The sequence below is a fragment of the Stutzerimonas chloritidismutans genome, assembly GCF_020783375.1.
GTDB classification, from domain to species: domain Bacteria; phylum Pseudomonadota; class Gammaproteobacteria; order Pseudomonadales; family Pseudomonadaceae; genus Stutzerimonas; species Stutzerimonas kunmingensis.
In genome coordinates, this window is record NZ_CP086067.1 from 1 (window position 1) to 26,993 (window position 26,993).

Sequence of the window (26,993 nt, forward strand, 5' to 3'; positions counted from 1 at the left end):
GTGTCGGTGGAACTTTGGCAGCAGTGTGTTGAGCTTTTGCGCGATGAACTGCCTGCTCAGCAATTCAACACATGGATTCGTCCACTACAGGTGGAAGGCGATGGTGATGAGCTGCGCGTCTATGCGCCCAATCGCTTCGTGCTCGACTGGGTCAACGAAAAGTACCTTTCCCGATTGTTGGAACTGCTGTCGGAGCGTTCAAGCGGAATCGCTCCGGCGCTTTCTCTCCTTATAGGCAGTAAACGGACGTCATCCGCCGCTCTTCCTTCGGCTGCTGCTGCACGTGCTCAGCCACAGCCAATGGCTGTAAGCGCGCCTGCGCCGGCCATGCAGGCGCCACGCTTCGAGCCGTTGTCGGCTGACACCAGTGAACCCGAGCAGCCGCGTGTCGAGCGTACCGTGCAGGTCGAGGGTGGGCTCAAGCACACCAGCTACCTGAACCGGACCTTTACCTTCGAAAATTTCGTCGAGGGCAAATCCAACCAGTTGGCGCGAGCCGCTGCCTGGCAGGTTGCCGACAATCCCAAGCATGGCTACAACCCGCTTTTTCTGTACGGCGGTGTTGGCCTGGGTAAGACTCACCTGATGCATGCAGTGGGTAATCACCTGCTGAAGAAGAACCCCAACGCCAAAGTGGTTTACCTGCACTCCGAGCGCTTCGTGGCCGATATGGTCAAGGCACTGCAGCTCAATGCCATCAACGAGTTCAAGCGCTTCTATCGCTCGGTCGATGCGCTGCTGATCGACGATATCCAGTTCTTCGCCAAAAAAGAGCGTTCGCAAGAAGAGTTCTTTCACACCTTCAACGCGCTGCTCGAAGGTGGCCAGCAGGTCATCCTCACCAGTGACCGCTATCCCAAGGAAATCGACGGCCTTGAGGAACGTCTGAAATCGCGTTTTGGCTGGGGGCTGACCGTTGCCGTCGAGCCGCCCGAGCTTGAGACTCGTGTAGCGATCCTGATGAAGAAGGCGGACCAGGCGAAGGTGGACCTGCCCCACGACGCGGCTTTCTTCATTGCCCAGCGGATCCGTTCGAACGTCCGTGAACTCGAAGGAGCGCTGAAGCGGGTCATCGCCCATGCTCACTTCATGGGGCGCGATATCACGATCGAACTGATTCGCGAATCGCTGAAGGACTTGCTGGCGTTGCAGGATAAGCTGGTCAGCGTCGACAATATCCAGCGCACCGTGGCCGAGTACTACAAGATCAAGATCTCCGACTTGCTGTCGAAGCGGCGATCACGATCGGTCGCCCGACCGCGGCAGGTGGCCATGGCCCTGTCCAAGGAGCTGACCAACCACAGCCTCCCGGAGATCGGCGACGCGTTCGGTGGGCGGGATCACACCACGGTTCTGCATGCTTGCCGTAAGATCGCCGAACTACGGGAAACTGACGCGGATATACGTGAAGATTACAAGAATTTGCTGCGAACTTTGACAACCTGAGTGCGACCTAATCTATAGGCAAGGGACCAGACCATGCATTTCTCCATTCAGCGCGAAGCCCTGTTGAAACCCCTGCAGCTGGTTGCTGGCGTCGTTGAGCGCCGTCAGACCTTGCCGGTGCTGTCCAACGTATTGCTTGTGGTGCAAGGACAGCAATTGTCGTTGACCGGTACCGATCTCGAAGTCGAACTGGTCGGGCGTGTTGCCCTTGAAGAGGCCGCCGAGCCAGGCGAGATCACCGTTCCGGCGCGCAAACTCATGGACATTTGCAAGAGCCTGCCGAGCGATGCGCTGATCAATATCCGTCTCGATGATCAGAAGGTTGTTATCAAGTCCGGGCGCAGCCGCTTTACCCTTTCAACTTTGCCGGCCAATGACTTCCCTACGGTTGAAGAAGGCCCAGGTTCGCTTTCCTTCACCGTCGAACAGGGCAAGCTGCGCAAGCTGATCGAGCGCAGCAGCTTTGCCATGGCGCAGCAGGACGTTCGCTACTACCTCAACGGTATGCTCATCGAGGTTTCAAGCGGAATGCTGCGCGCGGTAGCGACGGACGGCCACCGCCTGGCGATGTGCTCGATGCAGGCGGGGATCGAGCAACCCGATCGGCATCAGGTCATCGTGCCGCGTAAGGGTATCCTCGAGCTCGCGCGGCTGCTCAATGATCAGGACGCCGAGGTCAGCATCGTTCTGGGCCAGCACCATATTCGCGCCACCACTGGCGAGTTCACCTTCACCTCCAAGCTGGTGGATGGCAAGTTCCCGGACTATGAGCGCGTGCTGCCGCGTGGTGGTGACAAGCTTGTGGTGGGAGATCGTCAGTTGCTGCGTGAAGCGTTCAGTCGCACGGCGATTCTCTCCAACGAAAAGTACCGCGGAATTCGTCTGCAGCTGGAAAGTGGGCTGTTGAAGATTCAGGCGAACAACCCCGAACAGGAAGAAGCTGAGGAAGAGGTTGCGGTGGACTACAACGGCAGTTCGTTGGAGATCGGTTTCAATGTCAGCTATCTGCTCGATGTGCTGGGCGTGATGACCACCGAACAGGTGCGTCTGATTCTGTCTGACGCGAACAGCAGTGCTCTGGTTCAGGAATTCGATAACGACGATTCCGCATATGTCGTGATGCCGATGCGTCTGTAAACCAGCTTCATGTCCCTCAGTCGCCTTTCCGTCACCGGGGTCCGCAATCTGCACCCGGTGACGTTATCTCCCTCCTCTCGAATCAACATCCTCTTCGGCGATAACGGTAGCGGAAAAACCAGCCTGCTCGAAGCCATTCACCTGCTCGGGCTGGCGCGCTCGTTTCGTAGCATTCGGCTGAACCCCGTCATCACCTATGAACAATCAGCGTGCACCGTTTTTGGTCAAGTTGATCTGCCAGATCAGCACAGTCGTGCGTTGGGGGTTTCCCGGGATCGTAGCGGTGACGTCCGGATCCGTATCGATGGACAGGGGGTCAGGTCAGCCGCGGAGCTTGCCGATACGCTGCCTTTGCAACTGATCAATCCAGATAGTTTCCGCCTTCTCGAAGGCGCACCGAAATTACGTAGGCAGTTTCTTGATTGGGGCGTGTTCCACGTGGAACATCGGTTCATGCCAGCCTGGCTACGCATGCAGCAGGCGCTCCGGCAACGGAACTCGTGGCTGCGGCATGGTACACTGGACGGCGCTTCGGATGCGGCCTGGAGCCGGGAACTGACGCTGGCAAGTGATGAAATTGACGGATATCGACGGGCCTATATTCAGGCACTTAAACCTGTATTTGAATCGACCCTCGCGGCCTTGCTCGACTTGGACGGCCTGAGGCTGAGTTATTACAGGGGATGGGATAAAGACCGCTCCTTGACTGATGTGCTGGTGTCTTCGCTGGAACGGGATAGGTCATTAGGGCACACCCAATCCGGGCCGCAGCGTGCGGATCTGCGATTGAAGGTTGGCAATCACAACGCGGCTGAAGTGCTATCGCGCGGCCAGCAGAAATTGGTGGTGTGTGCATTGCGTATTGCTCAGGGCCATCTGGTTAGCGAAACCAAGCGCGGTCAGTGCATCTATCTTGTCGACGACCTGCCGTCCGAACTGGACGCCCAACATAGGTTGGCGCTGTGCAAGTTGCTTGAGCAACTTAACTGTCAGGTGTTTATCACCTGCGTAGATTCATCCATTTTGCAAGAAGGCTGGCATGAACAGACGCCAGTCTCAATGTTTCACGTGGAACATGGGCAAATTACCCAGATCCACGGCCCCTCGGGAGTGAAGGCATGAGCGAAAACCACACGTACGATTCGTCGAGCATCAAGGTACTCAAAGGCCTTGATGCAGTGCGCAAGCGCCCTGGCATGTACATCGGCGATACCGACGACGGCACCGGTTTGCATCACATGGTCTTCGAGGTCGTCGATAACTCGATCGACGAAGCGCTGGCCGGGCATTGCAGCGACATCTCCATCACCATCCATACCGATGAATCCATCACCGTTCGCGACAACGGTCGCGGCATTCCGGTGGATATCCATGAGGAAGGTGTTTCGGCGGCAGAGGTCATCATGACCGTGTTGCACGCCGGCGGTAAGTTCGATGACAACTCCTACAAGGTATCCGGTGGACTCCACGGCGTGGGTGTTTCGGTGGTCAACGCGCTGTCCGAGGAGTTGATGCTGACCATCCGCCGCGAGGGCAAGGTCTGGGAACAGCTCTACCGTCATGGCGTGCCCCAGGCACCTTTGGCTCCGGTAGGTGAAACTGATACCTCGGGTACACAGATTCACTTCAAGCCGTCGTCCGAGACCTTCCAGAACATCCATTTCAGCTGGGATATTCTGGCCAAGCGTCTGCGCGAACTGTCATTCCTGAACTCGGGTGTCGGTATCGTCCTGCGGGACGAGCGTACCGCCAAGGAAGAGCTGTTCAAGTACGAGGGCGGTCTGAGCGCGTTCGTTGCTTACCTGAACACAAACAAAACCCCCGTCAACGAGGTGTTTCACTTCAACGTTCAGCGTGACGACGGCGTTGGTGTCGAGGTGGCGCTGCAGTGGAACGACAGCTTTAACGAGAACATTCTCTGCTTTACCAACAATATTCCTCAGCGTGACGGCGGTACTCACCTGGCCGGCTTCCGCTCCGCGCTGACGCGAAACTTGAATTCCTACATTGAGCAGGAAGGCCTGGCCAAGAAGCACAAGATCGCCACTACCGGCGACGATGCCCGCGAAGGCCTGACTGCGATCATTTCGGTGAAGGTTCCGGATCCTAAGTTCAGCTCGCAGACCAAGGACAAACTGGTTTCCTCGGAAGTGAAAACGGCCGTGGAACAGGAGATGGGCAAGTACTTCGGTGATTTCCTCCTCGAGCATCCGGGCGAGGCCAAGGCCGTGGTCGGCAAGATGATCGACGCCGCCCGTGCTCGCGAGGCTGCGCGCAAGGCTCGGGAAATGACCCGTCGTAAAGGCGCTCTGGATATCGCCGGCCTGCCGGGCAAACTTGCTGACTGCCAGGAAAAGGATCCCGCGCTTTCCGAACTCTACATAGTGGAGGGTGATTCTGCGGGTGGCTCGGCCAAGCAAGGTCGTAACCGCAAGACTCAAGCAATTTTGCCGCTCAAGGGCAAGATCCTTAACGTCGAGAAGGCGCGTTTCGACAAGATGATCTCATCCCAGGAAGTGGGCACCCTGATTACTGCTCTGGGCTGTGGTATCGGGCGTGAAGAGTACAACATCGACAAGCTGCGCTATCACAACATCATCATCATGACCGACGCCGACGTCGACGGTTCGCACATCCGGACGCTGCTGTTGACCTTCTTCTTCCGCCAGCTGCCTGAGCTGATCGAGCGCGGCTATGTATATATCGCCCAGCCGCCGCTCTATAAGGTCAAGCGTGGCAAGCAGGAGCAGTACATCAAGGACGACGAGGCGATGGAGGAATACCTCACCCAGTCGGCCCTGGAAGACGCCAGCCTGCACGTCAATGAGCATGCCCCAGGCCTTTCTGGTGGAGCGCTGGAGAAGCTGGTCAACGATTACCGTACGGTGATGAAAACTCTGCAGCGCCTATCGCGTCTGTATCCGTTGGAGTTGACTGAACACTTCATCTACCTGCCGCGTGTTTCAGTAGAGCAGTTGGCCGATCACACCGCGATGCAGGCCTGGCTGGAGCAGTACAGCGCGCAACTCAAGGTCGGTGAACGCTCCGGTTTGATCTACAACGTCAGCTTGCGTGAAGACAAAGAGCGCCACCTGTGGCTACCGGAAGTCGAGATTAGCTCCCACGGCCTGGCCAGCTACATCACCTTCAACCGTGATTTCTTCGCCAGCAACGATTACCGGACGGTAACTGCTCTCGGTGAGAAGCTGAACAGCCTGCTCGAAGAGGGAGCCTATGTTCAGCGCGGTGAGCGCAAAAAGCAGGTATCCACCTTCAAGCAAGCGCTGGAATGGTTGATGACCGAAGGCACGCGCCGCCACAGCGTTCAGCGATACAAGGGACTGGGCGAGATGAACCCGGATCAACTGTGGGAAACCACCATGGATCCAAACGTACGGCGCATGTTGAAAGTGACGATCGAAGATGCCATTGGTGCAGATCAGATCTTCAATACCCTAATGGGCGATGCAGTTGAACCGCGTCGCGACTTCATCGAAACCAACGCTCTGGCAGTGTCTAATCTGGACTTCTGATTCGCCGCCGTTCCAGACCAAGGCAACAAAACACAACCCCGACTCACAAGGTCGGGGTTTTTGTTTTTAGGGATAGGTTGTCTAAATCGAACTGACTGTTTTAATCAATTTCGAAATAGACCCCTTCCGGCGTAAGGTTGCTTCATTCGAGATTCATCACCTGACCGAGCCCTCCGGGCCACCATAGTTCACGAGGACAGTTGCCAATGTTGGACACCAATCTCAAGACCCAGTTGAAAGCCTACCTGGAGAAGGTCACCCAGCCCTTCGAGATCGTCGCGTCCCTCGATGACGGCGAGAAATCCCGGGAGCTGCTGAGCCTGCTGCAGGACATCGCCGAGCTCAGCGACAAGATCACCCTCAAGACCGATGGCAACGATGCGCGCAAGCCGTCGTTCTCGCTCAACCGCATCGGCGGCAACATCAGCCTGCGTTTTGCCGGCATCCCTATGGGTCACGAATTCACCTCGCTGGTCCTGGCCCTGCTGCAGGTCGGCGGTCATCCGTCGAAGACTGCACCGGAAGTGATCGAGCAGATCAGGGCGCTGGATGGCGACTACAGCTTCGAAACCTACTTCTCGCTGTCCTGCCAGAACTGCCCTGACGTGGTTCAGGCGCTGAACCTGATGGCCGTGCTCAACCCGAACATCAAGCATGTGGCCATCGACGGCGCACTGTTCCAGGACGAGGTCGAAGCGCGCCAGATCATGTCGGTGCCGAGCATCTACCTCAACGGCGAGCTGTTCACCCAGGGTCGCATGAGTGAGGAAGAGATCCTCGCCAAGCTCGATACCGGCTCCAGCGCCCGTGACGCCGAGAAGCTCAAGGCCAAGGACGCCTTCGACGTGCTGGTGGTCGGCGGTGGCCCGGCTGGCGCCGCAGCGGCCATCTACGCGGCGCGCAAGGGCATCCGCACCGGTGTCGCAGCCGAGCGCTTCGGCGGTCAGGTGCTGGACACCATGGCCATCGAGAACTTCATCTCGGTGAAGGAAACCGAAGGCCCGAAACTGGCCCGCGCGCTGGAAGAGCATGTGCGCGAGTACGAGGTCGACATCATGAACCTGCAGCGCGCCAGCCAGCTGATCCCGGCCGGCGAAGACGGCCTGCACCGCGTGCAGTTCGAGAACGGCGGCGAGCTCAAGGCCAAGACCCTGATCCTCGCCACCGGCGCGCGCTGGCGCGAAATGAACGTGCCGGGCGAGCAGGAATACCGCGGCCGTGGCGTCGCCTACTGTCCGCACTGCGACGGCCCGCTGTTCAAGGGCAAGCGCGTGGCGGTGATTGGCGGCGGCAACTCTGGTGTCGAAGCGGCCATCGACCTGGCCGGTATCGTCGCTCATGTGACCCTGCTCGAGTTCGGCGAGGAACTGCGTGCCGATGCCGTGCTGCAGCGCAAGCTCAACAGCCTGCCCAACGTCCGCGTGCTGAAGATGGCGCAGACCACCGAGGTCCAGGGCGACGGCCAGAAGGTCACCGGCCTGGTCTACAAGGACCGCACTAACGACGAGCTGCACAACGTCGAGCTGGAAGGCATCTTCGTGCAGATCGGCCTGCTGCCCAACAGCGAGTGGCTCAAGGGCACCCTGGAGCTGTCGCGCTTCGGCGAGATCATCGTCGACGCCAAGGGCCAGACCAGCATTCCCGGTGTGTTCGCCGCCGGTGACGTGACCACGGTGCCGTACAAGCAGATCGTGATCGCCGTCGGTGAAGGCGCCAAGGCCTCGCTGAGCGCCTTCGATCACCTGATCCGGTCGTCCGCGCCGGCCTGAATCGAAGCGCAATAAAGAAGGGGAGCAGCCGCGAGGTTGCTCCCCTTTTTCATTGCGTGCCGTTTGCTAGGCGAGCGCCGGACTGTGAAGCACGCAGCGATTGCGCCCTTCGTGTTTTGCCTGATACAGCGCCTGATCGGCTTGTTGCAGCAGACGTTCGTAATCCGGATGGCCGTCATGCACTGCCATACCGATGCTGACGGTGACCTGCAGAACTGCTCCATTGGATAGACGGAACTGCTCACGGGCGATGCGCTCGCGCAACTTCTCTGCCGCGGCAAACGCCTTGTTGGCATCTATGTCCACTAGTACCAGCAGGAACTCTTCGCCGCCCAGGCGGAACGCATAGTCGCCACCGCGGGTGTTGCTGGCCAGCAGCGCACCGACCTGCTGCAGAATCTGGTCACCGCCGTCATGGCCATGGGTGTCGTTGATGCGCTTGAAGTGGTCGACATCGATGGCGAGCACGCCGAAGGTGTTGTTCGACTGGCGCGCGTAAAGCACTTCCTTGGCCATCACCACCGGCAGGAACTTGCGGTTGAGTAGCCGCGTCAGCACGTCTCGGCCGGCCTCCAGGTCGTTGGCCTGTTCGAACAGGCTGTCGAGCAAAAACTTGATCGAGCGGGTCTGTTCGCGGATCTGATGCAGCTTGCCCAGCCGCGCACTGGCGTCCTGCAGCCCGCCAATGGCTTTGAGCTCCTGATCGATGCGCTCGATATAGTCGAGGATACTGGCGCTTTCCGGTGAACCCTGGAACGCGTGGGAGGCCTTGTGGCGGAACCACAGGCCGAACTCGGAACCCGCCAGTTGCGGCAGCGCGCCGGTCAGGTTGCCGATCGCCAGGTCGAACATCAGCTGATTCTCCCAATCAAGCAGTGCCGCGCGCTGTCGCTCTTTTTCGACGCCGATGTTCTGCGAGACGGAGAACAGCCGATAGGCCTCCTCGGCGCGGGAGTTGCGATCGTGAGACTGGGAATAGGCGAAGCAGATGATCTCCACCGCCAAGTCGATCAGGTCGGAACCCATGCGGGCCGCTTTGCGTCGCACTGGCTCGGCGAGATCTCGCTGTTCCAGCAACTGGCGCAGGCGGCCCTTGAGCGAGCGGGAGCCGCGCAGCACCAGGCTGACCGGAATCTCGATGCGGGCGTGGATGTCGCCGACCTTTCGCTGCAGGTCGATGACGGCGTCGAGGTCGCTATGGGCCGTCGACGAACATACCGTGACGATCCACTTCTGCATCGATTTGCCGAGGCGGTTCTTCACCTGATCGTGGGACAGGAAGCTGGCCGAATGGGGATCGGCAAGCATCTGGGAATAGAAATGCTCGGCCAGCTCGGCGCTCTTTTCTTCGGCAACGGCCTGCAGTGCGATAGCCGCTTCGGTAGGATAGCCGTCCAGCAGGCGCAGCCATTCTGCGACCAGCTGGTGGTTGGGTATTTGCTGCATAGGGGACTCGTGAAGCTGAGGCGCGCGTCCCTGCCCTGCCTCAGCGTAGTGATCAGAGGGTCGGGCGACCCTGAGCTTCGAGCTGGCTGACTTGCGCGTTGATCCAATCTTCGGCGCGTTGATTGAGCTCGGCGATGGCCCGCGGGCTCTCGCTGTCGGCGAACATGGCTGGGCCGATCACCACATGGATAGTGCCGGGACGCTTGCCCCAACCGGCCTTCGGCCAGAACATGCCGGCGTTGTGCGCGATGGGCAGCACTGGCAGACCGGCGTTGACTGCCAGGGCCGCGCCGCTGCGGGAGAACTTGCCCTGCTCACCCACTGGTACGCGGGTGCCTTCCGGGAATATCAGCACCCAGGCGCCCTGCTCCAGACGCTCGTGACCCTGCTTGGCGACCTGGCGCAGCGCTGCCTTGGGGTTGTCGCGATCAATGGCGATCGGCTTGAGCAGCATGATCGCCCAGCCGAAGAACGGCACGCGCAACAACTCACGCTTGAGCACCTGAGTCAGCGGCTCGAAATAGGCCGAGAGAAAGAAGGTTTCCCAGGTGCTCTGGTGCTTGGCCAGGATCACGCAGGGACGCGCCGGCACATTTTCCGCGCCATGCACCTCGTAGCGCAGGCCAACCAGCGTCTTGCCCAACCACACGGCGCAGCGACACCAGTTCTGTACCACGAAGCGATAGCGCGCGCGGAACGCCATGAACGGGGCGAACACCAGACTCACCAGGCACCAGGCGAACGCGGTGAACGCCAGCATGAAGTAGAACAGGGCGATACGAACGGGTAACAGGAGGCTCATCGAGAACTCTCGAGTAGATGATCGACAACAGCGGCAAGGTCATCGAAGACCCGAGTGCCCGGCGGCAGAGCACCCTCCAGGGTGCGCAGGCCTTTGCCGGTCCTGACCAGATAAGGCACGCCGCCGAGCAGCATGCCGGCGTGTAGATCGCGGTGACTGTCGCCTACCACCGGTACACCCTTCAGGTCCGCCAGGCCGAAATGCTCGGCGATGCTGCGGAACATTCCAGGCTTCGGCTTGCGGCAGTTGCAGCCGTCGTCCGGGCCGTGTGGGCAGTGCACGATCAGGTCGATGCGCCCGCCCTGCTCCATCACCAGCTGCTGCATCTTGAAATGCATGTCGCCGAGGGTGCTCAGATCGAACTTGCCGCGCGCGACACCGGACTGGTTGGTGGCCACCGCCACCGTCCAGCCGGCTTTGCACAGCCGCGCGATGGCTTCCAGCGACCCGGGAATGGGGATCCACTCCTCCAGCGACTTCACGTACTCGTCGGAGTCCTCGTTGATTACCCCATCGCGGTCCAGCACGATCAGCTTCACGGGCTTAGCCAAGTGCGGAAATATCGGCAACGCCAAGGAACAGTCCTCTCAGCCGGGCCAGCAAGGCATAACGGTTGGCACGTACCGAAGCGTCTTCGGCATTTACCAGCACCGCCTCGAAGAAGGCATCCACCGGGCCACGCAGGTGCGCCAAACGCTCCAGCGCTTCGCGGTACTGACGCGCGGCGGCCAACGGTTGTACCGCCTGCTCGGCCTGCTGAATCGCCGAGTACAGCGAGAACTCGGTGGCGTTGTCGAACCAGCGTGGCTCTACCGCTTCCGGCAGCTTCGCATCGAACTTGCTCAGCAGGTTGGAGACGCGCTTGTTGGCGGCAGCCAGGGATGCCGCTTCCGGCAATGTGCGGAACGCCTGCACGGCCTGCACGCGCTGGTCGAAGTCCAGCGCCGAACCGGGCTGCACGGCACGCACCGACAGGTAGGCAGCGACGTCGACGCCTTCGTCCTCGTAGCGCGCACGCAGGCGATCGAATATGAACTCCAGGACCTGATCGGCGAGGCCGGCCGACTTGACCTGCGTACCGAACTGGCCGATGGCGAAGTTCACTGCCTCGACCAGATTCAGGTCCAGCTGCTTCTCGATGAGGATGCGCAGCACGCCAAGGGCGGCGCGGCGCAGGGCGTAGGGATCCTTGGAGCCGGTCGGCAGCATGCCGATGCCGAAGATCCCGACCAGGGTGTCGAGCTTGTCCGCCACGGCCACAGCTGCGCCAGTGAGTGTGCTCGGCAGCTCGCCGCCGGCACCGCGCGGCATGTACTGCTCGTTTAGCGCCAGCGCCACATCTTCCGGCTCGCCGTCGTTGAGCGCGTAGTAGTAACCGGCAACGCCCTGCATTTCCGGAAACTCGCCAACCATCTCGGTGGCCAGGTCGCACTTACAGAGCAGGCCGGCGCGCGCGGCGCGCTGCTTGTCGCCGCCGGTACGCTCGGCGATCAGCCCGGCCAGGCGCGAGACGCGCTCGGCCTTGTCATACACGGTGCCGAGCTGGGCCTGGAATACCACGTTTTTCAGGCGTTCGTTGAAGCTGTCGAGCTTCTGCTTCTTGTCCTGCTTGAAGAAGAACTCGGCGTCGGTCAGGCGCGGGCGTACGACTTTCTCGTTGCCGGAAACGATCTGCGCCGGGTCCTTCGATTCGATGTTCGCCACAGTGATGAAGCGCGGCAGCAGCCTGCCGTTGGCGTCCAGCAGGCAGAAGTACTTCTGGTTGTCCTGCATGGTGGTGATCAGCGCTTCCTGCGGCACTTCGAGGAAGCGTTCCTCGAACGAGCAGACCAGCGGCACCGGCCACTCGACCAGCGCGGTCACTTCATCGAGCAGCGCCGGCGGCACGATGGCCGTACCGTTCTGCTCGGCAGCCAGCTGCTCGACGCGCTTGGCGATCAGCTCGCGGCGCTCGGCGAAGTCGGCGATCACATGGGCGCCACGCAGGTCTTCCAGATAGCTGGAAGGCTTGGAAATATGCACCTGGCCCGGGCTGTGGAAGCGGTGGCCGCGGGATTCGCGCCCGGCACGCTGGGCGAGGATCTCGCAATCGATCACCTGCTCGCCGAAGAGCATCACCAGCCACTGGGTCGGACGGACGAATTCTTCCTTGCGTGCAGCCCAGCGCATGCGCTTGGGGATCGGCAGATCGTTCAGCGAGGCCTCGACGATGCCTGGCAGCAGCTGGGTGGCCGGCTGGCCCTCGATGGTACGGCTGAACTTGAGCTTCGGCCCGCTGCGATCGATCTCGGCAAGGTCGACGCCACACTTGCGGGCAAAGCCCAGGGCGGCCTGGGTCGGCTCACCGTCGGCGTCGAAGGCGGCCTGCATCGGCGGGCCGTCGAGGTTGATGCTGCGATCAGGCTGCTGAGTCGCCAGCTGCTCGACCAGCACTGCCAGGCGGCGCGGCGCGGCGTAGGCCTGGGCTTTCACGAAGTCCAGGCCGGCGTCCTTCAGGCCCTTCTCGATACCGGCGCAGAAAGCTTCGGCCAGCTTGGCGAGCGCCTTCGGTGGCAGTTCTTCGGTACCCAGTTCGACGAGAAAATCCAGTGCACTCATTCTGCAGCCTCCAGCTTGGCCAGCACTTCGTCACGCAGTTCGGGGGTGGCCATGGGGAAGCCGAGTTTGGCCCGTGCCAGGAGGTAGCTCTGGGCGATCGAGCGGGCCAGGCTGCGCACGCGCAGGATGTATTGCTGGCGCGCGGTGACCGAAATGGCACGGCGGGCATCGAGCAGGTTGAAGGTGTGCGACGCCTTGACCACCATTTCGTAGGCCGGCAGCGGCAGCTCGGCAGCCATCAGACGGTTGGCCTCGCTCTCGTAGAAATCGAAGAGTTCGAACAGCTTCGGCACATTGGCGTGCTCGAAGTTGTAGGTCGACTGCTCCACCTCGTTCTGGTGGAACACATCGCCGTAGGTCACGGTGCCGAACGGGCCATCGGCCCAGATCAGGTCGTAGACCGAGTCGACGCCCTGCAGGTACATGGCCAGGCGCTCGAGACCGTAGGTGATCTCGCCGGTGACCGGGTAGCACTCCACGCCGCCGACCTGCTGGAAGTAGGTGAACTGGGTGACTTCCATGCCGTTGAGCCAGACTTCCCAGCCCAGACCCCAGGCGCCCAGGGTCGGCGATTCCCAGTTGTCCTCGACGAAGCGTACGTCGTGCACCGAGGTGTCGACGCCGATGCGGCGTAGCGACTCCAGGTACAGGTCCTGGATGTTGTCCGGGTTGGGCTTGAGCACCACCTGGAACTGGTAGTAGTGCTGCAGGCGGTTGGGGTTCTCGCCATAGCGGCCATCGGCCGGGCGGCGCGAAGGCTGAACATAGGCGGCGTTCCAGGTCTCGGGACCGATGGCGCGCAGGAAGGTGGCGGTGTGGAATGTACCGGCGCCCATTTCCATGTCATAGGGCTGCAGGACCACGCAACCCTGCTCGGCCCAGTAGCTTTGCAGGGCGAGGATCAGGTCTTGGAAGGTGCGCACGGCAGGCGTAGTCTGGCTCAAAATTTCACCTGTGCTGGGCTTCGACAGAAAGCCTCGAAGTATACCCCCCGCATGGTCGCGCTTGCGATGGTTTCGGCCATCGGACGAGGCCTGCGCAAGGAGACGACATGCCACGTTGCGCCTGGTGCGGCACGGACCCGCTGTACATCGACTACCACGATCGCGAATGGGGCGTACCGGCCCGCGATCCGCAGGTACTGTTCGAATTCCTCTTGCTCGAAGCCTTTCAGGCCGGGCTCTCCTGGATCACCGTGTTGCGCAAGCGCGAGCGCTACCGGCAGGTGCTGTTCGGTTTCGATGCCGAACGCCTGGCGCGCATGAGCGATGCCGAGATCGACGAGCGCATGCTGGACCCCGGCATCATCCGCAACCGTCTCAAGCTCAAGGCGGCGCGGCAGAATGCCCGCGCCTGGTTGCAGCTGGAGGATCCGGTGGGTTTCGTCTGGTCGTTCGTCGGCGGCGAGCCGAAGATCAACCGCTTCGAGCGCATCGATCAGGTGCCGGCGGTCTCCCCTGAGGCCGAGGCGATGAGCCGCGCGCTTAAGAAGGCCGGCTTCAGCTTCGTCGGCCCGACCATCTGCTACGCCTACATGCAGGCCTGCGGCATGGTCATGGACCACCTGACCGATTGCCAGCGCCACGCCGAGCTGGCCGGGATGCTTGAAACACTGCACGCCTGAGCTGCCAGGATGTATGTCGTTGCCGCCGCTGCGCCTGAAAGCTGGCGACGGTTGCAGGTAGACTAGGCAACCTGAAAATTTCGGAGTGCGGTGTGGAAAAGCTCAAAGGTGCCATCGTCGTCGGCTCCCTGCGACTGTTCGCTCGACTGCCCTGGCGCATGGTCCAGGGCCTGGGCTCGATGATCGGCTGGCTGATGTGGAAGCTGCCGAACGGCTCGCGGGACGTCGCGCGAATCAACCTGCACAAGTGCTTCCCCGAGCTGAGCTCGGCGGAACTCGACGCCCTGCTCGGCCGCACCCTGCGTGAAACCGGCATGACCTTCACCGAAAGCGCCTGCGCCTGGATCTGGCCGGCAGAAAAGACCCTGAAACTGGTCCGCGAAGTCGACGGCCTGGACGTGCTGCAAGCGGCGCTGGCCTCGGGCAAGGGCGTGGTCGGTATCACCAGTCACCTGGGCAATTGGGAAGTGCTCAATCATTTCTACTGCGCGCAATGCAAGCCGATCATCTTCTACCGACCGCCGAAACTGAAGGCGGTGGACGATCTGCTGCGCCAGCAGCGTGTGCAGCTGGGCAATCGCGTCGCGCCCTCGACCAGGGAAGGCATTCTCAGCGTCATCAAGGAGGTTCGGCGTGGTGGTGCGGTCGGTATTCCGGCGGACCCCGAGCCGAGCGAAGGCAGTGGTATCTTCGTGCCCTTCTTCGCCACCCAGGCGCTGACCAGCAAGTTCGTGCCCGGCATGCTCGCCGGCGGCAAGGCGGTTGGGGTGTTCCTTCATGCATTGCGTCTGGAGGACGGTTCGGGCTACAAGGTCGTCCTCGAGGCCGCACCCGAAGGGATGTACAGCGAAGAGGCGGAAACTGGCGTAGCGGCGATGAGCGCAATGATCGAGAAGTATGTGCGCGCCTATCCCAGCCAGTACATGTGGACCATGAAGCGCTTCAAGAAACGCCCCGCCGGCGAGAAGCGCTGGTACTGATCAGGCTCAAACAACAACAACAGGGACGAGCGCATGCAAAACCAGAGACAGCATCCGCGTACCAACATGAAGTGCCGCATCCGCATAGCGCATCCGGCCTTTGGCGAGGTCTTCGCGCAGACCCGTGATCTATCCGATGGCGGCGTCTATGTCCGGCATCCGGAGCTGGTGGTGCTGCATCCCGGCGACGAGGTGACCGGCCAGGTCCAGGACCTGCCGATTCCGGCGCCGGAACTGCGAATGGTGGTGATGCGGGTGGATGCCGAAGGGGTCGGCCTGCAGTTCGTGCACGAAACCTGACCGCTGGCCGCGGCGTGCCGGTTCAGTCGGGCGTCAGCCGGTCGAGCCGGCGCAGGAATACGGTCATTTCCTTTTCCGCCTGCTTGTCGCCCTGGGCGTTCGCCGCGGCGATTCCGCGCTCCCACGCCTGATGGGCGCCGGGCTTGTCGCCGTCGGCCTGCAGCGCCTTGCCCAGCAGTTTCCAGGCAGCGGAGTATTTCGGATCGAGTTCGACGCAGCGGCGAAGGTGCTCTGCCGCCCGCCCCGGCTGCCCGGCATCCATGTAGCCCTTGCCGAGGCCGAAACGCAGCATCGGATTGTCCATGCCTTGGGAAAGCATCTTTTCCAGCGATTCGAGCATCTTGAAGACCTTTTCGGTGCAGCGCTCCGGGGCGTTTCCTCACTTTAGTGCATCGCCGCCGCCGGGCAATAGCGGCAGCATACGCCATTGGTCTTAGCTGCTGCGGGGCTTTCGCCGTCTTGGTGTGGGCTGGGTCGCAAGCGGCTCAGTGGGCCTCGTTGACCGCGCTGAGAAACTCCCGGGTGCGTTCCTCGCGCGGGTTGTTGAACAGCTCGTCCGGGCTGCCCTGTTCGTGAATCCGGCCCTGATGGAAGAAGCACACCCGATCGGCGAACTCACGGGCAAAGCCCATCTGGTGGGTCACCATCAGCATCGTCAGGTTGTGCGCCTCGCCGAGGCGGCGGATGACATTGAGCACTTCGCCGCAGAGTTCCGGGTCCAGCGCCGAGGTCACTTCGTCGAACAGCATCACCTTCGGCCGCATCGCCAGTGCGCGGGCAATCGCCACGCGCTGTTGCTGACCGCCGGAGAGTTGCGCCGGGAAGTGCTCCAGCTTGTCCTCCAGGCCGACCATGGCCAGCAGCTCCTCTGCCCGCTCGCGGGCCTCGCGCTTGCTCAGCCCGAGCACCTGCACCGGCGCTTCCATGACGTTCTGCAACGCGTTCATGTGCGGGAACAGGTTGAAGCTCTGGAACACCATGCCGACCTTGCCACGCACCCGTCGCAGGTGACGGGCATTGGCCGGCACCAACTGGCCGCTGGCGTCGGGCATGTGCGTCAGCGGCTCGCCGTCGACCTCGATCACGCCCTCGTCAATGCCTTCCAGGGTCATCAGCACCCGCAACAGGGTGGATTTGCCCGAGCCGCTGGGGCCGATGATCGCGACCTTCTCGCCTTCCTCGATCTGCAGGTCGAGCCCGTCGAGCACGGTCAGTTCACCGTAGCGCTTGGTCACGCCGGCGAAGCGAACCAAAGGTTGCGCCTGCTCCGGCTGTTGCGGCGTCGGGTTCAGGGTGTCCGTGGACTGCATCGGCGTATTCATCGGGCCAGCTCCATGCGGTTTTCCAGACGGCGCACGCACCAGGCGAGGCCGAGGCTGAGAATGAGGAAGAACAGGCCGACCATGGTGATCGGCTCCAGATAGCGGAAACTCTCGGAGCCGATGTTCTTGGCCCGCTGCATGATTTCCACCACGGTGATCGCCGACAGCACCGGCGTGTCCTTGAGAATCGAGATCAGGTAGTTGCCCAGCGCCGGCAGCACCGGACGCAACGCCTGCGGCAGGATCACGTCGCGGTAGGCGGTCCAGGGCTTCATGTTCAGCGCGGTGACGGCTTCCCATTGCGAACGGGGCACCGCATCCAGGCCGGCGCGGTACACCTCGGCGGTGTAGCAGGCGTAGTGCAGGGCGATACCGATGATGCCCGCCTGCATCGCGCTGAGGTTGAGGCCGTAGTTGGGGAACACGTAGAACAGGAAGTACACCTGAATCAGCAGCGGTGTGCTGCGGATGAACTCGATCAGCCCGGTGATCGGCCAGGATAGCCAGCGCAGGCGGCTGCGACGGCCAATGGCGAGGAACAAACCGAGCACCACGGCAATGGCGAAACCGGCCAGGGCGATGCCGATGGTGGTCAGCGAGGCATCCAGCAGGCGCGGCAGGATCTCGCGGGCGAATTGCCAGTCGAAGAAATTCATGACAGGCCTCCGCGCATCCGCCCGCGGGCCAGCCGGCGTTCCAGCTGGCGCATGCCGAAGTTGATCGCCTGGGCCAGGACGAAGTAGATCACCAGCGCCAGGCCGAAGATCTCCATGGTCATCAGCGTCGCCTGATCCAGCTGGCGGGCGCGGAAGGCCAGATCCGACAGGGTGATCAGCGACACCAGCGAAGTGTTCTTCAGCAACTCGATCAGCAGGTTGGTGCCGGGCGGAATTGCCGCGAGCAACGCCTGCGGCAGGATGATTCGGCGCATGCGTGTCAGCGGCGTCATGTTCAGCGCCTGACAGGCTTCGTGCTGGCCCTGGTGTACCGAGCGGATCGCGCCGCGCAGCACCTCGGCCCCATAGGCACCGATGTTCAGACCCAGGCCGACCACTGCCACGGCGAAGGCGCTCATTTCGACATTGAACGGTGGCATCGGCAGCACGAAGTACAGCCAGAACAGCTGCACCAGCAGCGACGAGCCGCGGAAGACCTCGATGTAGGTGATGGCCAGCCAGCGCAATGGCGCCACCGGCGAAAGCCGCGCCAGCGCGGCGATCAGCGCGCAGGCGATGGCCAGCAGGGAGCCGAAGAAGGTCACCTTCATGGTGACCCAGGCACCCTGCAGCAGCAGAGGAAGCAGTTCGATCATGATGGCGCTATCCGGTTTTCCGGAGCGCTGAGCGAGGCTGCGCAAACAGCGGCGCAGCCTTGGTCAGCGTTCACAGGCGGGACAGCGGTCGGCGGCGCCAACCAGCCGCCCCGACGGGCTTCAGGCGCCGCAGAGCTCGGCGGCAGTCTTGTCGGTGACGTTGGAGCGATCGAAGCCGAATGGCTCGATGGTCTTCAGATGCTCCTCGCTGCCCAGCCACTGCTTGAGCTCGGCATTGACCGCGTCACGCAGCGCCTTGTCCTGCGGACGGAAGGCCAGCGCGCCGTAACCGGCACGGGCTGGATCGTCCTTGAAGTCGGCGATGGCCTCGACATCGTCACCGGCCTTGTCCGCCAGCCCCTTCATGGTCAGCTGGGTGCCGATGGCGGCATCGGCGCGACCACCGCGCACGGCCTGCAGCTGCGAGGTGGTATCCGGGACCTGCAGAATCTGCGAATCCTTGATGCCGGCCTTGCGCGCATAACCGAGGTTCACCGTGCCGGACATGATGGCGATCTTCACGTCTGGGTTGTTGGCGATGTCTTCGTAGCTGCGCAGGTTCTTCGGGTTGCCTTCGGCCACCAGCAGGGTGTCGAGCAGGCGGTAGTGCGGATCGGTGAACAGCACCTGCTTGCAGCGTTCAGGGGTGATGTACATGCCCGCTGCGATGAGGTCGAAGCGCCCGGCGCGCAGGCCGGGGATCAGCGAGCCCCACTCGGTCAGTACCGGTTTGATGGTGTCGATCTGCATGCGCTCGAACACCTTGCGCACGATCTCTGGCGATTCGCCGGTGACACTGCCGTCGAGAGCGGTGTAGGCGAAGGGGGTTTCATTGGCGTAGCCGATGCGGACGCTGCTGCTGTCCTTGATGTCTTCCAGGGTATCGGCCTGGGTCAGGCTGGCGAAACCGATGCTGGCCAGGGCGGCGCAGCCGATCAGCAGCCGGCGGGAGCGTGTCGGGATGGTGCTGTTCCTCATGGAGTTTCTCCTGTTCCTTGTAGAGACCCGAGGAATCGGATCGTTATTTGTCTAGGAGGGGCAATTGCTCGAGCTCATTTAGGGACTCTTCTGACGACGAATGGTGCGGTGAAACCGAGCGACGATAGCGTGGCTCAATCGTCAGGCCGCGCGGGCGGCAAGCCAGGAGGGTACAAAAGCTGGCCATAAAATGGAAATCGGAGGGCATCGGGATCGAATGGAGGCGATCGGTGGGAATGCCGTCTATTCCAGCTGATCGGGCCGGGAGTCGTGGGTAATTGAAAAAACGAAACGGCCCGCCGAGTGGCGGGCCGTCCATGCAGTAGCAATGATCGCTAGAAGAAGGTCAGACCGGCCTGGAACAGGCGCTCGACGTCGCGAATGTGCTTCTTGTCGACGAGGAACAGGATGACGTGGTCGCCGGACTCGATCCGTGTGTCGTCATGGGCGATCAGCACCTGGTCGTCGCGAATCACCGCGCCGATGGTGGTACCCGGGGGCAGCGCGATCTGCTCGATGGGGCGCCCGATCACCTTGCTCGAACGCGGATCGCCGTGGGCGATCACCTCGATGGCTTCGGCCGCGCCACGGCGCAGCGAGTGGGCGCTGACGATGTCGCCGCGGCGTACGTGGGTCAGCAGGGTACCGATGGTGGCGAGCTGCGGGCTGATGGCGATGTCGATCTCGCCACCCTGAACCAGATCGACGTAGGCCGGGTTGTTGATGATGCACATCACCTTGCGCGCGCCCAGCCGCTTGGCCAGCAGCGACGACATGATGTTGGCCTCGTCGTCGTTGGTCAGCGCGAGGAACACGTCCGCCTCGCTGATGTTCTCCTCGACCAGCAGGTCGCGGTCGGAAGCGCTGCCCTGCAGGATGATCGTGCTGTCCAGCGTGTCCGACAGGTAGCGACAGCGCGCCGGGTTCATCTCGATGATCTTCACCTGGTAACGGCTCTCGATCGCTTCGGCCAGCCGCTCGCCGATGTGGCCGCCACCGGCGATGACGATGCGCTTGTAGTTCTCGTCGAGCCGGCGCATTTCGCTCATCACCGCGCGGATATGGCCCCTGGCGGCGATGAAGAACACCTCGTCATCGGCCTCGATCACCGTGTCGCCACGGGGCAGGATGGCCTGGTTGCGACGGAAGATGGCGGCCACGCGGGTATCGACGTTGGGCATGTGACGGCGCAGTTGGCGCAGCTCCTGGCCGACCAGCGGCCCGCCGTAGTAGGCGCGCACCGCCACCAGCTGTGCCTTGCCTTCGGCGAAGTCGATTACCTGCAGCGAGCCGGGATGTTCGATCAGGCGCTTGATGTAGTTGGTGACCACCTGTTCCGGGCTGATCAGCACGTCGACCGGAATCGCCTCGTTGGCGAACAGACCGGAGCGCACCAAGTAGGCCGCTTCGCGCACGCGGGCGATCTTGGTCGGCGTATGGAACAGGGTGTAGGCGACCTGGCAGGCGACCATGTTGGTCTCGTCGCTGTTGGTCACCGCCACCAGCATGTCGGCGTCGTCTGCCCCAGCCTGGCGCAGCACCGTGGGAAACGAGCCGCGGCCCTGAATGGTGCGGATGTCCAGGCGATCACCGAGATCGCGCAGGCGGTCGCCGTCGGTGTCGACCACGGTGATGTCGTTGGCTTCGCTGGCGAGGTGTTCGGCGAGGGTACCGCCGACCTGGCCGGCGCCGAGAATGATGATCTTCACGCGATCACTCCTGAAAGGCGGATGTTTGCCGCCGCTTCCATGTTGGGCCCGCGCGCACTGCGCCGGGATTTCGACTCACCCACTGACACCACGTGGCTGCGCCGCGATCTTGATCAGCTTGGCATAGTAGAAGCCGTCGTGGCCGCTCTCCTGCGGCAGCAGCTGGCGACCATGCGGCTGCTGCAGGCCGAAGCCGCCCGGGAGGTCCAATTCGCGCGCGCCGGGCGTGCGTTCGAGGAAGGCGCCGATCACCTCGCGGTTCTCGGTCGGCAGCACCGAGCAGGTGGCATAGAGCAGGATGCCGCCGACGTCCAGGGTCGGCCACAGCGCATCGAGCATCTCGCCCTGCAGCGCGGCAAGGGGGGCGATGTCATCGGCCTGGCGCGTCAGCTTGATGTCCGGATGGCGGCGGATCACGCCGGTGGCCGAACAGGGTGCGTCGAGCAGGATGCGCTGGAACGGCTTGCCGTCCCACCAGCGCTCGGTGGCGCGGGCGTCGTCGGCGACCAGTTCGGCCTGTAAATGCAGACGCTCGAGGTTTTCCCGAACGCGCACCAGACGCTTGGGTTCCAGATCCAGCGCAATCAGCCCGGCCAATTGCGGCTCGCGTTCGAGCAGGTGACAGGTCTTGCCACCCGGTGCGCAACAGGCGTCCAGCACGCGCTGTCCCGGCGCCAGGTCGAGCAGCGAGGCGGCCAGCTGTGCGGCCTCGTCCTGCACGCTGACCCGCCCTTCGGCAAAGCCCGGCAGCTGATGCACGTCGCACGGCGCAACCAGGCGAATGCCGTCCTCACTGAACTCGCACGGATGGGCGTCGATTCCAGCGGCCTGCAACTCAGCCAGATAGGCGTCGCGGCTGACCTGGCGGCGATTGACCCGCAACATCATCGGCGGATGGGCATTATTGGCCGCGCAGATGGCTTCCCAATGCTCGGGCCAATGCGCCTTGAGCGCCTTCTGCAGCCAGCGCGGATGGGCCACGCGAATCACTGGGTCGTGTTCCAGCTCGGTCAGCAGCGCTTCGCCCTCACGCTGGGCGCGTCGCAACACAGCGTTGAGCAGGCCCTTGGCCCAGGGCTTCTTCAGCTTGTCGACGCAGCCGACGGTTTCGCCGATGGCCGCATGGGCCGGAATACGGGTATGGAACAGCTGGTACAGCCCCACCAGCAGCAGCGCCTCGACATCGCGATCGGCAGCCTTGAATGGCTTCTGCAGCAGCTTGTCGGCCAAACCTGCCAGGCGCGGATACCAGCGTGCAGTGCCGAAGGCCAGGTCCTGGGTCAGGCCGCGGTCGCGCGCGTCCACCTTGCCGAGTACCTCGGGCAGGCTGCTGCCCAGCGAGGCTTTGCCCGAGAGCACGACACTCAGCGCACGGGCTGCGGCCAGGCGCGGGTTCATTGACCGAGCACCAGGCCAGGGGCGAACTGCTCGCGGCGGCTGTTGTACAGGTCGCCGAAGCCAAGCGACTTGCCGCCGGGCAGTTGCAGACGAGTCAGCGACAATGCGCCTTCAGCGCAGGCAACGGTCAGCCCTTCCTTGCTCGCTTCGAGAATGCGTCCGGGCTCGCCCTGGCCTTCGCCGAGGCGTGCGGCGTGAATCTTCAGCGTTTCGCCATTCAGCGTGCTGTGGCAGATCGGCCAGGGGTTGAAGGCACGGATCAGCCGCTCCAGCTCGACGGCCGGGCGAGTCCAGTCGATGCGCGCCTCGTCCTTGCTCAGCTTGTGCGCATAGGTGGCGAGGCTATCGTCCTGCACGTCCCCTGTCAGCGCGCCGTCGGCCAGGGCGTCGATCGCCTGCACAACCGCCTGCGCGCCGAGAATGGCGAGACGGTCGTGCAGCGTGCCGCCGGTGTCGTCGCCAGTGATCGGCGTGCTGACCTTGAGCAGCATCGGACCGGTGTCCAGGCCCGCTTCCATCTGCATCACGGTGACGCCGGATTCGCTGTCACCGGCTTCGATCGCACGTTGGATCGGCGCGGCACCACGCCAGCGCGGCAATAGCGAGGCATGGCTGTTGATGCAGCCCAGGCGCGGCAGGTCGAGCACCGCTTGAGGCAGGATCAGGCCGTAGGCGACCACCACCATCAGGTCCGCCTGCAGGTCCGCCAATTCCGTCTGCGCCGCCGGGTCACGCAGCGTCTGCGGCTGGAATACCGGAATGTCGTGCTGCACGGCGAGCTGCTTGACCGGGCTGGGCATCAGCTTCTGGCCGCGGCCTGCGGGGCGATCCGGCTGGGTGTAGACGGCGACGATCGATTTGCCCGCGTCGAGCAGGGCTTGCAGATGCTGAGCGGCGAATTCCGGGGTGCCGGCGAAAACGATGCGCAAAGGCTGGGTCATGAGGGCTCGCTAACAAAAAAGGCTTGCGTAGCAAGCCTTCGGGATTCGGGAATGATCAAGCCTGCTGGCGATGGATCTTTTCCAGCTTCTTCTTGATCCGGTCGCGCTTGAGGCTGGAGAGGTAGTCGACGAACAGCTTGCCGTTGAGGTGATCGCATTCGTGCTGGATGCACACCGCGAGCAGGCCTTCGGCGACCATCTCGTAGGGTTTTCCGTCACGATCCAGCGCCTTGATCCGCACTTTCTGCGGACGGTCGACGTTCTCGTAGAAGCCCGGTACCGACAGGCAGCCTTCCTGGTACTGGTCCATTTCGTCGGTCAGCGATTCGAATTCGGGATTGATGAAGACTCGCGGCTCGGACCGGTCTTCGGACAGGTCCATCACCACCACGCGCTTGTGCACATTGACCTGCGTCGCGGCCAGGCCGATGCCTGGAGCCTCGTACATGGTCTCGAACATGTCGTCGATCAGCTGACGGATCTCGTCATCGACCACATCCACCGGTTTGGCGATGGTGCGCAGCCGCGGATCGGGAAATTCAAGGATGTTCAGAATGGCCATATGCGTTTGTGATGCACTTATGGAATAAAGTCAAAAGCCGCTGCTAAGATGCCGAGCAGCATGGAAAACGGCTTAATGCCGCGATCCAAAAGGGTTCCGCGGCGCTAGGGCGCTTTACGTGAAGGCACATAATAAAGGGATTCACCACATGAGGAAATCACTACTCGCCCTGCTGCTGGTGGCCGTCGGCGGGCTCGCCCAGGCCGCGGTGCAGCTCAAGGACAACCATCCGGAGCGTTATACGGTGGTGAAGGGCGACACACTCTGGGACATTTCCGGCCGCTTCCTCCGCGAGCCGTGGAAATGGCCGGAGCTGTGGCATGCCAACCCGCAGATTGCCAACCCTCATCTGATCTATCCCGGTGACACCCTGAGTCTGGTCTACGTCGACGGCCAGCCGCGTCTGGTGCTCGACCGCGGCGCCTCGCGCGGCACCATCAAACTGTCGCCGACCGTTCGCACCACGCCGATGGCCGAAGCCATCCCGACCATTCCGCTGGAAGCGATCAACAGCTTCCTGCTGAGCAACCGCATCATCGACACCGCTGAGCAGTTCCAGGGTGCGCCCTACATCGTCGCCGGTAACGCCGAGCGGGTGGTCAGCGGCGCGGGCGACCGCATCTACGGCCGCGGCAGCTTCGAAGAAGACATGCCGGCCTACGGCATCTTCCGCCAGGGCAAGACCTACGTCGATCCGGAAACCGGCGAATTTCTCGGTATCAACGCCGATGACATCGGCACCGTGGACATCGTCGAAGTCGAAGGCGATATCGCCACCATGCACCTGACCCGTACCACCCAGGAAGCCCGCATCGGCGATCGTCTGTTCGCCAGCGAGGAGCGTGCGGTCAACTCGACGTTCATGCCCAGCTCGCCTGCGACGGAGGTGGACGGTGTGATTCTCGATGTACCGCGCGGCGTTACCCAGATCGGCCAGTTTGACGTGGTCACCCTGAACAAGGGCGCTCGCGACGGTCTGAAGGACGGCAACGTGCTGGCGGTCTACAAGACCGGCGAAACCGTACGTGACCGCGTGACGGGTGAGAACGTGAAGATTCCGGACGAGCGTTCCGGCCTGCTGATGGTGTTCCGCACCTACGACAAGCTCAGCTACGGCCTGATACTGCAGGCCACCCGCTCACTGGCGGTGAGCGACAAGGTCCGTAACCCCTGAAACAAGAGAGCCCCGCGAATGCGGGGCTTTTTCATGCTGCGACAACACCGCACGGATGCGGTGCAAAGAGACAAGGAGTGTTCGCCATGCCTGCCATTTCCCCTGCCGAGCTGGAAGCCCGGCTGCGTCTGCATCTATTGCCCGAACTCGGCCCACGCCGCCTGCGCAAGTTGCTGAGCGCCTTTCCCTATGCCGCGTCGGCGTTGAGCGCGCCGGCCAGTGCCTGGCGGTCGCTGGGATTGCCGGCCAGTTGTGCCGAGCCACGACGCAGCGCCGACATCCGCGAGCGTGCCAGTGCCGCCCTTGCCTGGCTGGAGCAGCCGGACCGGCATCTGCTCTGCTGGGACGACCCGAACTACCCCGCCTTGCTGGCTGAACTGCCGGATGCGCCACCGCTACTGTTCATTTCCGGCGATCCCGGCTTGCTCGAGCGACCCCAGCTGGCGATGGTCGGCAGCCGCCGCGCCTCGCGCAATGGCCTGGACAATGCCCGAGCGTTCTCCCGCAGCCTGGCCGGTGCCGGCTTCGTCATCACCAGCGGGCTGGCGCTGGGCATTGATGGTGCGGCGCATCAGGGCGCGCTGGACGCCGGCGGCAAGACCGTCGCGGTGCTCGGTACCGGTCTCGAACGGCTGTATCCGCAGCGTCACGTCGGCCTCGCCCAGCAGATCGTCGACGAAGGCGGTGCGCTGGTGTCCGAGCTGCCACTGGACTGCCCACCGCAGGCGAGCAACTTTCCGCGGCGCAATCGCATCATCAGTGGCCTGTCGCTGGGCGTGCTGGTGGTCGAGGCAAGCCCGTCGAGCGGTTCGCTGATCACCGCGCGACTCGCTGCCGAGCAGGGCCGGGAGGTCTACGCGATCCCCGGTTCGATCCATCATCCCGGCGCCCGAGGCTGCCATCAGCTGATTCGCCAGGGCGCGGCGCTGGTGGAGTCGGTCGAGGATGTGCTCGAAGCCCTGCGTGGCTGGCAGCGCGTCGACTTACCCGACGGCGAAGGCCCGGCGCCGAAGCAGTCGGACAACCCCCTGCTACGCGAACTGCTGGCCGCGCCGCGCAGCAGTGAAGCACTGGCCATGGCGCTCGATCAGCCGCTGGGGCAGGTGCTGGCGCAGCTGACGGAACTGGAAGTCGACGGGCTGGTGGCCTGCGACAACGGCTTCTGGACGGTGATCTCGCGCTAGGCGGAGCTGAGTCGCACAGCAGATCTGTCGTGCGCCTGCCGATTCACGCCCTGTTGTTTGCGCGCTCGAAATGCGGAGGGTCTGTTGCAGGCTGTTGCGAATCGGCCGCCCAGCCCCCTGCTCGACGGCAGATGCCTTGGGTAAACTGCCGGCTTTTCAGTCAGGCAGAGGTCGGCATGATCGGCGATTGGCGTGTGCAGCAAGTGGCGCGGGTGGTTCGCGCCGGCGGAGTGATCGCCTACCCGACCGAAGCGGTCTGGGGCGTGGGTTGCGACCCATGGGACGAAGAGGCGGTGCTGCGCCTGCTGGCGCTCAAGGAGCGGCCGGTGGAGAAGGGCCTGATCCTGATCGCCGACAGCATCGAGCAGTTCGACTTCCTGCTGGACGATGTGCCCGAGCGCTGGCTCGACCGCCTGGCTGCTACCTGGCCGGGGCCGAATACCTGGTTGGTGCCGCATCGCGGTCGCTTGCCGGAGTGGATCACCGGGCGGCACGACAGCGTCGCGCTGCGGGTGACCGATCATCCACTGGTCACGCGGCTGTGTGCGTTGACCGGCCCGCTGGTCTCGACGTCCGCCAACCCTGCCGGCCGTCCAGCAGCGCGTTCGCGGCTGCGGGTCGAGCAGTATTTCCCGCGTGAGCTCGATGCCGTGTTCACCGGCCAGCTGGGTGGGCGACGTAACCCCAGTGTCATTCGCGATCTGCGCACGGGCGAAGTGATTCGTCCGGCCTGAGCCGGCGGTGAAACACACTGTGCGGCTGCCTCTATAAAGGCAGC

Annotated in this window: 25 protein-coding genes; 11 read left to right on the forward strand and 14 right to left on the reverse strand. The window is 62.8% G+C overall.

Annotated elements, in window-relative coordinates; genetic code table 11:
- The 5 genes from dnaA to ahpF all read left to right on the forward strand — a co-directional run bounded on the left by dnaA (window position 1) and on the right by ahpF (window position 7,885).
- Window positions 1-1,446, forward strand: a complete 1,446-nt coding sequence (gene dnaA, locus LLJ08_RS00005) for a chromosomal replication initiator protein DnaA (protein WP_045666536.1) — start codon at window positions 1-3, stop codon at window positions 1,444-1,446.
- A gap of 33 nt (window positions 1,447-1,479) precedes the next feature.
- The gene (gene dnaN, locus LLJ08_RS00010; RefSeq protein WP_014818479.1) at window positions 1,480-2,583 is read left to right on the forward strand and encodes a DNA polymerase III subunit beta; all 1,104 of its coding nucleotides are present in this window, start codon (window positions 1,480-1,482) and stop codon (window positions 2,581-2,583) included.
- A gap of 9 nt (window positions 2,584-2,592) precedes the next feature.
- On the forward strand, window positions 2,593-3,705 hold the full coding sequence (gene recF / locus LLJ08_RS00015; RefSeq protein ID WP_228207888.1) for a DNA replication/repair protein RecF: 1,113 nt from the start codon (window positions 2,593-2,595) through the stop codon (window positions 3,703-3,705).
- A complete protein-coding gene (gyrB, locus tag LLJ08_RS00020) occupies window positions 3,702-6,116 on the forward strand; it encodes a DNA topoisomerase (ATP-hydrolyzing) subunit B (RefSeq protein ID WP_023446448.1) in 2,415 nt (804 codons plus the stop codon). The genes recF and gyrB overlap by 4 nt, the downstream gene beginning before the upstream one ends.
- 206 nt (window positions 6,117-6,322) lie before the next feature.
- Window positions 6,323-7,885: an alkyl hydroperoxide reductase subunit F gene (ahpF, locus tag LLJ08_RS00025; protein ID WP_228207889.1), complete on the forward strand. Its 1,563-nt coding sequence runs from the start codon at window positions 6,323-6,325 to the stop codon at window positions 7,883-7,885.
- Between the two features lie 66 nt (window positions 7,886-7,951).
- On the opposite strand, the gene LLJ08_RS00030 is transcribed toward ahpF, so the two are convergent.
- The 5 genes from LLJ08_RS00030 to glyQ are packed head-to-tail and all read right to left on the reverse strand — an operon-like array spanning window position 7,952 to window position 13,675.
- Window positions 7,952-9,331 (reverse strand): GGDEF domain-containing protein, encoded by a 1,380-nt coding sequence (locus LLJ08_RS00030; RefSeq protein ID WP_042925919.1) that lies wholly within the window; start codon window positions 9,329-9,331, stop codon window positions 7,952-7,954.
- 52 nt (window positions 9,332-9,383) lie between these two features.
- A complete protein-coding gene (locus tag LLJ08_RS00035; protein ID WP_042925918.1) occupies window positions 9,384-10,133 on the reverse strand; it encodes a lysophospholipid acyltransferase family protein in 750 nt (249 codons plus the stop codon).
- Window positions 10,130-10,672, reverse strand: a complete 543-nt coding sequence (gene gmhB, locus LLJ08_RS00040) for a D-glycero-beta-D-manno-heptose 1,7-bisphosphate 7-phosphatase (protein WP_042925917.1) — start codon at window positions 10,670-10,672, stop codon at window positions 10,130-10,132. The genes LLJ08_RS00035 and gmhB overlap by 4 nt, the downstream gene beginning before the upstream one ends.
- 4 nt (window positions 10,673-10,676) lie before the next feature.
- Window positions 10,677-12,731: a glycine--tRNA ligase subunit beta gene (glyS, locus tag LLJ08_RS00045; RefSeq protein WP_041013088.1), complete on the reverse strand. Its 2,055-nt coding sequence runs from the start codon at window positions 12,729-12,731 to the stop codon at window positions 10,677-10,679.
- Window positions 12,728-13,675: a glycine--tRNA ligase subunit alpha gene (glyQ, locus tag LLJ08_RS00050; RefSeq protein ID WP_003284253.1), complete on the reverse strand. Its 948-nt coding sequence runs from the start codon at window positions 13,673-13,675 to the stop codon at window positions 12,728-12,730. The genes glyS and glyQ overlap by 4 nt, the downstream gene beginning before the upstream one ends.
- A gap of 107 nt (window positions 13,676-13,782) precedes the next feature.
- On the opposite strand from glyQ, the gene LLJ08_RS00055 reads away from it, so the two are divergent.
- The 3 genes from LLJ08_RS00055 (at window position 13,783) to LLJ08_RS00065 (ending at window position 15,635) form a co-directional block, all read left to right on the forward strand.
- Window positions 13,783-14,355 carry a DNA-3-methyladenine glycosylase I gene (locus tag LLJ08_RS00055; RefSeq protein WP_104098669.1) on the forward strand — a complete coding sequence of 191 codons (573 nt, stop codon included), beginning with the start codon at window positions 13,783-13,785 and terminating at the stop codon, window positions 14,353-14,355.
- A gap of 92 nt (window positions 14,356-14,447) precedes the next feature.
- Complete coding sequence (locus LLJ08_RS00060; RefSeq protein WP_228207890.1) at window positions 14,448-15,335, forward strand: lysophospholipid acyltransferase; 888 nt, start codon at window positions 14,448-14,450, stop codon at window positions 15,333-15,335.
- Between the two features lie 33 nt (window positions 15,336-15,368).
- On the forward strand, window positions 15,369-15,635 hold the full coding sequence (locus LLJ08_RS00065; protein WP_014818498.1) for a PilZ domain-containing protein: 267 nt from the start codon (window positions 15,369-15,371) through the stop codon (window positions 15,633-15,635).
- A 22-nt stretch (window positions 15,636-15,657) separates the two neighbouring features.
- Here LLJ08_RS00065 and LLJ08_RS00070 read toward each other — a convergent pair whose 3' ends face one another.
- From LLJ08_RS00070 to def, 9 genes are all read right to left on the reverse strand, one after another.
- Window positions 15,658-15,975, reverse strand: coding sequence for a tetratricopeptide repeat protein (locus tag LLJ08_RS00070; RefSeq protein WP_014818499.1), 318 nt, complete (start codon window positions 15,973-15,975; stop codon window positions 15,658-15,660).
- A gap of 145 nt (window positions 15,976-16,120) precedes the next feature.
- Entirely contained in the window at window positions 16,121-16,957 is an 837-nt protein-coding gene (gene ehuA / locus LLJ08_RS00075) for an ectoine/hydroxyectoine ABC transporter ATP-binding protein EhuA (protein ID WP_041013091.1), read from the reverse strand.
- The gene (gene ehuD / locus LLJ08_RS00080; protein ID WP_008569079.1) at window positions 16,954-17,613 is read right to left on the reverse strand and encodes an ectoine/hydroxyectoine ABC transporter permease subunit EhuD; all 660 of its coding nucleotides are present in this window, start codon (window positions 17,611-17,613) and stop codon (window positions 16,954-16,956) included. Before ehuD ends, ehuA begins: the two co-directional genes overlap by 4 nt.
- Window positions 17,610-18,269 (reverse strand): ectoine/hydroxyectoine ABC transporter permease subunit EhuC, encoded by a 660-nt coding sequence (gene ehuC / locus LLJ08_RS00085; RefSeq protein ID WP_228207891.1) that lies wholly within the window; start codon window positions 18,267-18,269, stop codon window positions 17,610-17,612. Before ehuC ends, ehuD begins: the two co-directional genes overlap by 4 nt.
- A gap of 120 nt (window positions 18,270-18,389) precedes the next feature.
- Window positions 18,390-19,247 carry an ectoine/hydroxyectoine ABC transporter substrate-binding protein EhuB gene (gene ehuB, locus LLJ08_RS00090; RefSeq protein ID WP_228207892.1) on the reverse strand — a complete coding sequence of 286 codons (858 nt, stop codon included), beginning with the start codon at window positions 19,245-19,247 and terminating at the stop codon, window positions 18,390-18,392.
- A gap of 335 nt (window positions 19,248-19,582) precedes the next feature.
- Entirely contained in the window at window positions 19,583-20,956 is a 1,374-nt protein-coding gene (trkA, locus tag LLJ08_RS00095) for a Trk system potassium transporter TrkA (RefSeq protein ID WP_014818504.1), read from the reverse strand.
- 75 nt (window positions 20,957-21,031) lie between these two features.
- Entirely contained in the window at window positions 21,032-22,354 is a 1,323-nt protein-coding gene (rsmB, locus tag LLJ08_RS00100) for a 16S rRNA (cytosine(967)-C(5))-methyltransferase RsmB (protein ID WP_104098671.1), read from the reverse strand.
- Window positions 22,351-23,295 (reverse strand): methionyl-tRNA formyltransferase, encoded by a 945-nt coding sequence (gene fmt, locus LLJ08_RS00105; protein ID WP_228207893.1) that lies wholly within the window; start codon window positions 23,293-23,295, stop codon window positions 22,351-22,353. The genes rsmB and fmt overlap by 4 nt, the downstream gene beginning before the upstream one ends.
- Window positions 23,296-23,350: 55 nt before the next feature.
- Window positions 23,351-23,857, reverse strand: a complete 507-nt coding sequence (gene def / locus LLJ08_RS00110) for a peptide deformylase (protein WP_014818507.1) — start codon at window positions 23,855-23,857, stop codon at window positions 23,351-23,353.
- A 148-nt stretch (window positions 23,858-24,005) separates the two neighbouring features.
- Here def and LLJ08_RS00115 point away from each other — a divergent pair, with 148 nt between their 5' ends.
- The 3 genes from LLJ08_RS00115 (at window position 24,006) to tsaC (ending at window position 26,949) form a co-directional block, all read left to right on the forward strand.
- Window positions 24,006-25,031, forward strand: coding sequence for a LysM peptidoglycan-binding domain-containing protein (locus LLJ08_RS00115; RefSeq protein WP_014818508.1), 1,026 nt, complete (start codon window positions 24,006-24,008; stop codon window positions 25,029-25,031).
- A gap of 86 nt (window positions 25,032-25,117) precedes the next feature.
- The gene (dprA, locus tag LLJ08_RS00120; RefSeq protein WP_228207894.1) at window positions 25,118-26,215 is read left to right on the forward strand and encodes a DNA-processing protein DprA; all 1,098 of its coding nucleotides are present in this window, start codon (window positions 25,118-25,120) and stop codon (window positions 26,213-26,215) included.
- A 176-nt stretch (window positions 26,216-26,391) separates the two neighbouring features.
- Window positions 26,392-26,949, forward strand: a complete 558-nt coding sequence (tsaC, locus tag LLJ08_RS00125) for an L-threonylcarbamoyladenylate synthase type 1 TsaC (protein ID WP_228207895.1) — start codon at window positions 26,392-26,394, stop codon at window positions 26,947-26,949.
- The last annotated feature ends 44 nt before the right edge of the window (window positions 26,950-26,993 follow it).

Bases quoted from the DNA above. Each gene is read 5' to 3' on its own strand.
- dnaN (WP_014818479.1), top strand. From the start codon at position 1,480: ATGCATTTCTCCATTCAGCGCGAAGCCCTGTTGAAACCCCTGCAGCTG.
- recF (WP_228207888.1), top strand. From the start codon at position 2,593: ATGTCCCTCAGTCGCCTTTCCGTCACCGGGGTCCGCAATCTGCACCCG.
- gyrB (WP_023446448.1), top strand. From the start codon at position 3,702: ATGAGCGAAAACCACACGTACGATTCGTCGAGCATCAAGGTACTCAAA.
- ahpF (WP_228207889.1), top strand. From the start codon at position 6,323: ATGTTGGACACCAATCTCAAGACCCAGTTGAAAGCCTACCTGGAGAAG.
- LLJ08_RS00030 (WP_042925919.1), bottom strand. From the start codon at position 9,331: ATGCAGCAAATACCCAACCACCAGCTGGTCGCAGAATGGCTGCGCCTG.
- LLJ08_RS00035 (WP_042925918.1), bottom strand. From the start codon at position 10,133: ATGAGCCTCCTGTTACCCGTTCGTATCGCCCTGTTCTACTTCATGCTG.
- glyS (WP_041013088.1), bottom strand. From the start codon at position 12,731: ATGAGTGCACTGGATTTTCTCGTCGAACTGGGTACCGAAGAACTGCCA.
- LLJ08_RS00055 (WP_104098669.1), top strand. From the start codon at position 13,783: ATGCCACGTTGCGCCTGGTGCGGCACGGACCCGCTGTACATCGACTAC.
- LLJ08_RS00065 (WP_014818498.1), top strand. From the start codon at position 15,369: ATGCAAAACCAGAGACAGCATCCGCGTACCAACATGAAGTGCCGCATC.
- LLJ08_RS00070 (WP_014818499.1), bottom strand. From the start codon at position 15,975: ATGCTCGAATCGCTGGAAAAGATGCTTTCCCAAGGCATGGACAATCCG.
- ehuA (WP_041013091.1), bottom strand. From the start codon at position 16,957: ATGAATACGCCGATGCAGTCCACGGACACCCTGAACCCGACGCCGCAA.
- ehuD (WP_008569079.1), bottom strand. From the start codon at position 17,613: ATGAATTTCTTCGACTGGCAATTCGCCCGCGAGATCCTGCCGCGCCTG.
- ehuC (WP_228207891.1), bottom strand. From the start codon at position 18,269: ATGATCGAACTGCTTCCTCTGCTGCTGCAGGGTGCCTGGGTCACCATG.
- ehuB (WP_228207892.1), bottom strand. From the start codon at position 19,247: ATGAGGAACAGCACCATCCCGACACGCTCCCGCCGGCTGCTGATCGGC.
- rsmB (WP_104098671.1), bottom strand. From the start codon at position 22,354: ATGAACCCGCGCCTGGCCGCAGCCCGTGCGCTGAGTGTCGTGCTCTCG.
- fmt (WP_228207893.1), bottom strand. From the start codon at position 23,295: ATGACCCAGCCTTTGCGCATCGTTTTCGCCGGCACCCCGGAATTCGCC.
- def (WP_014818507.1), bottom strand. From the start codon at position 23,857: ATGGCCATTCTGAACATCCTTGAATTTCCCGATCCGCGGCTGCGCACC.
- LLJ08_RS00115 (WP_014818508.1), top strand. From the start codon at position 24,006: ATGAGGAAATCACTACTCGCCCTGCTGCTGGTGGCCGTCGGCGGGCTC.
- dprA (WP_228207894.1), top strand. From the start codon at position 25,118: ATGCCTGCCATTTCCCCTGCCGAGCTGGAAGCCCGGCTGCGTCTGCAT.
- tsaC (WP_228207895.1), top strand. From the start codon at position 26,392: ATGATCGGCGATTGGCGTGTGCAGCAAGTGGCGCGGGTGGTTCGCGCC.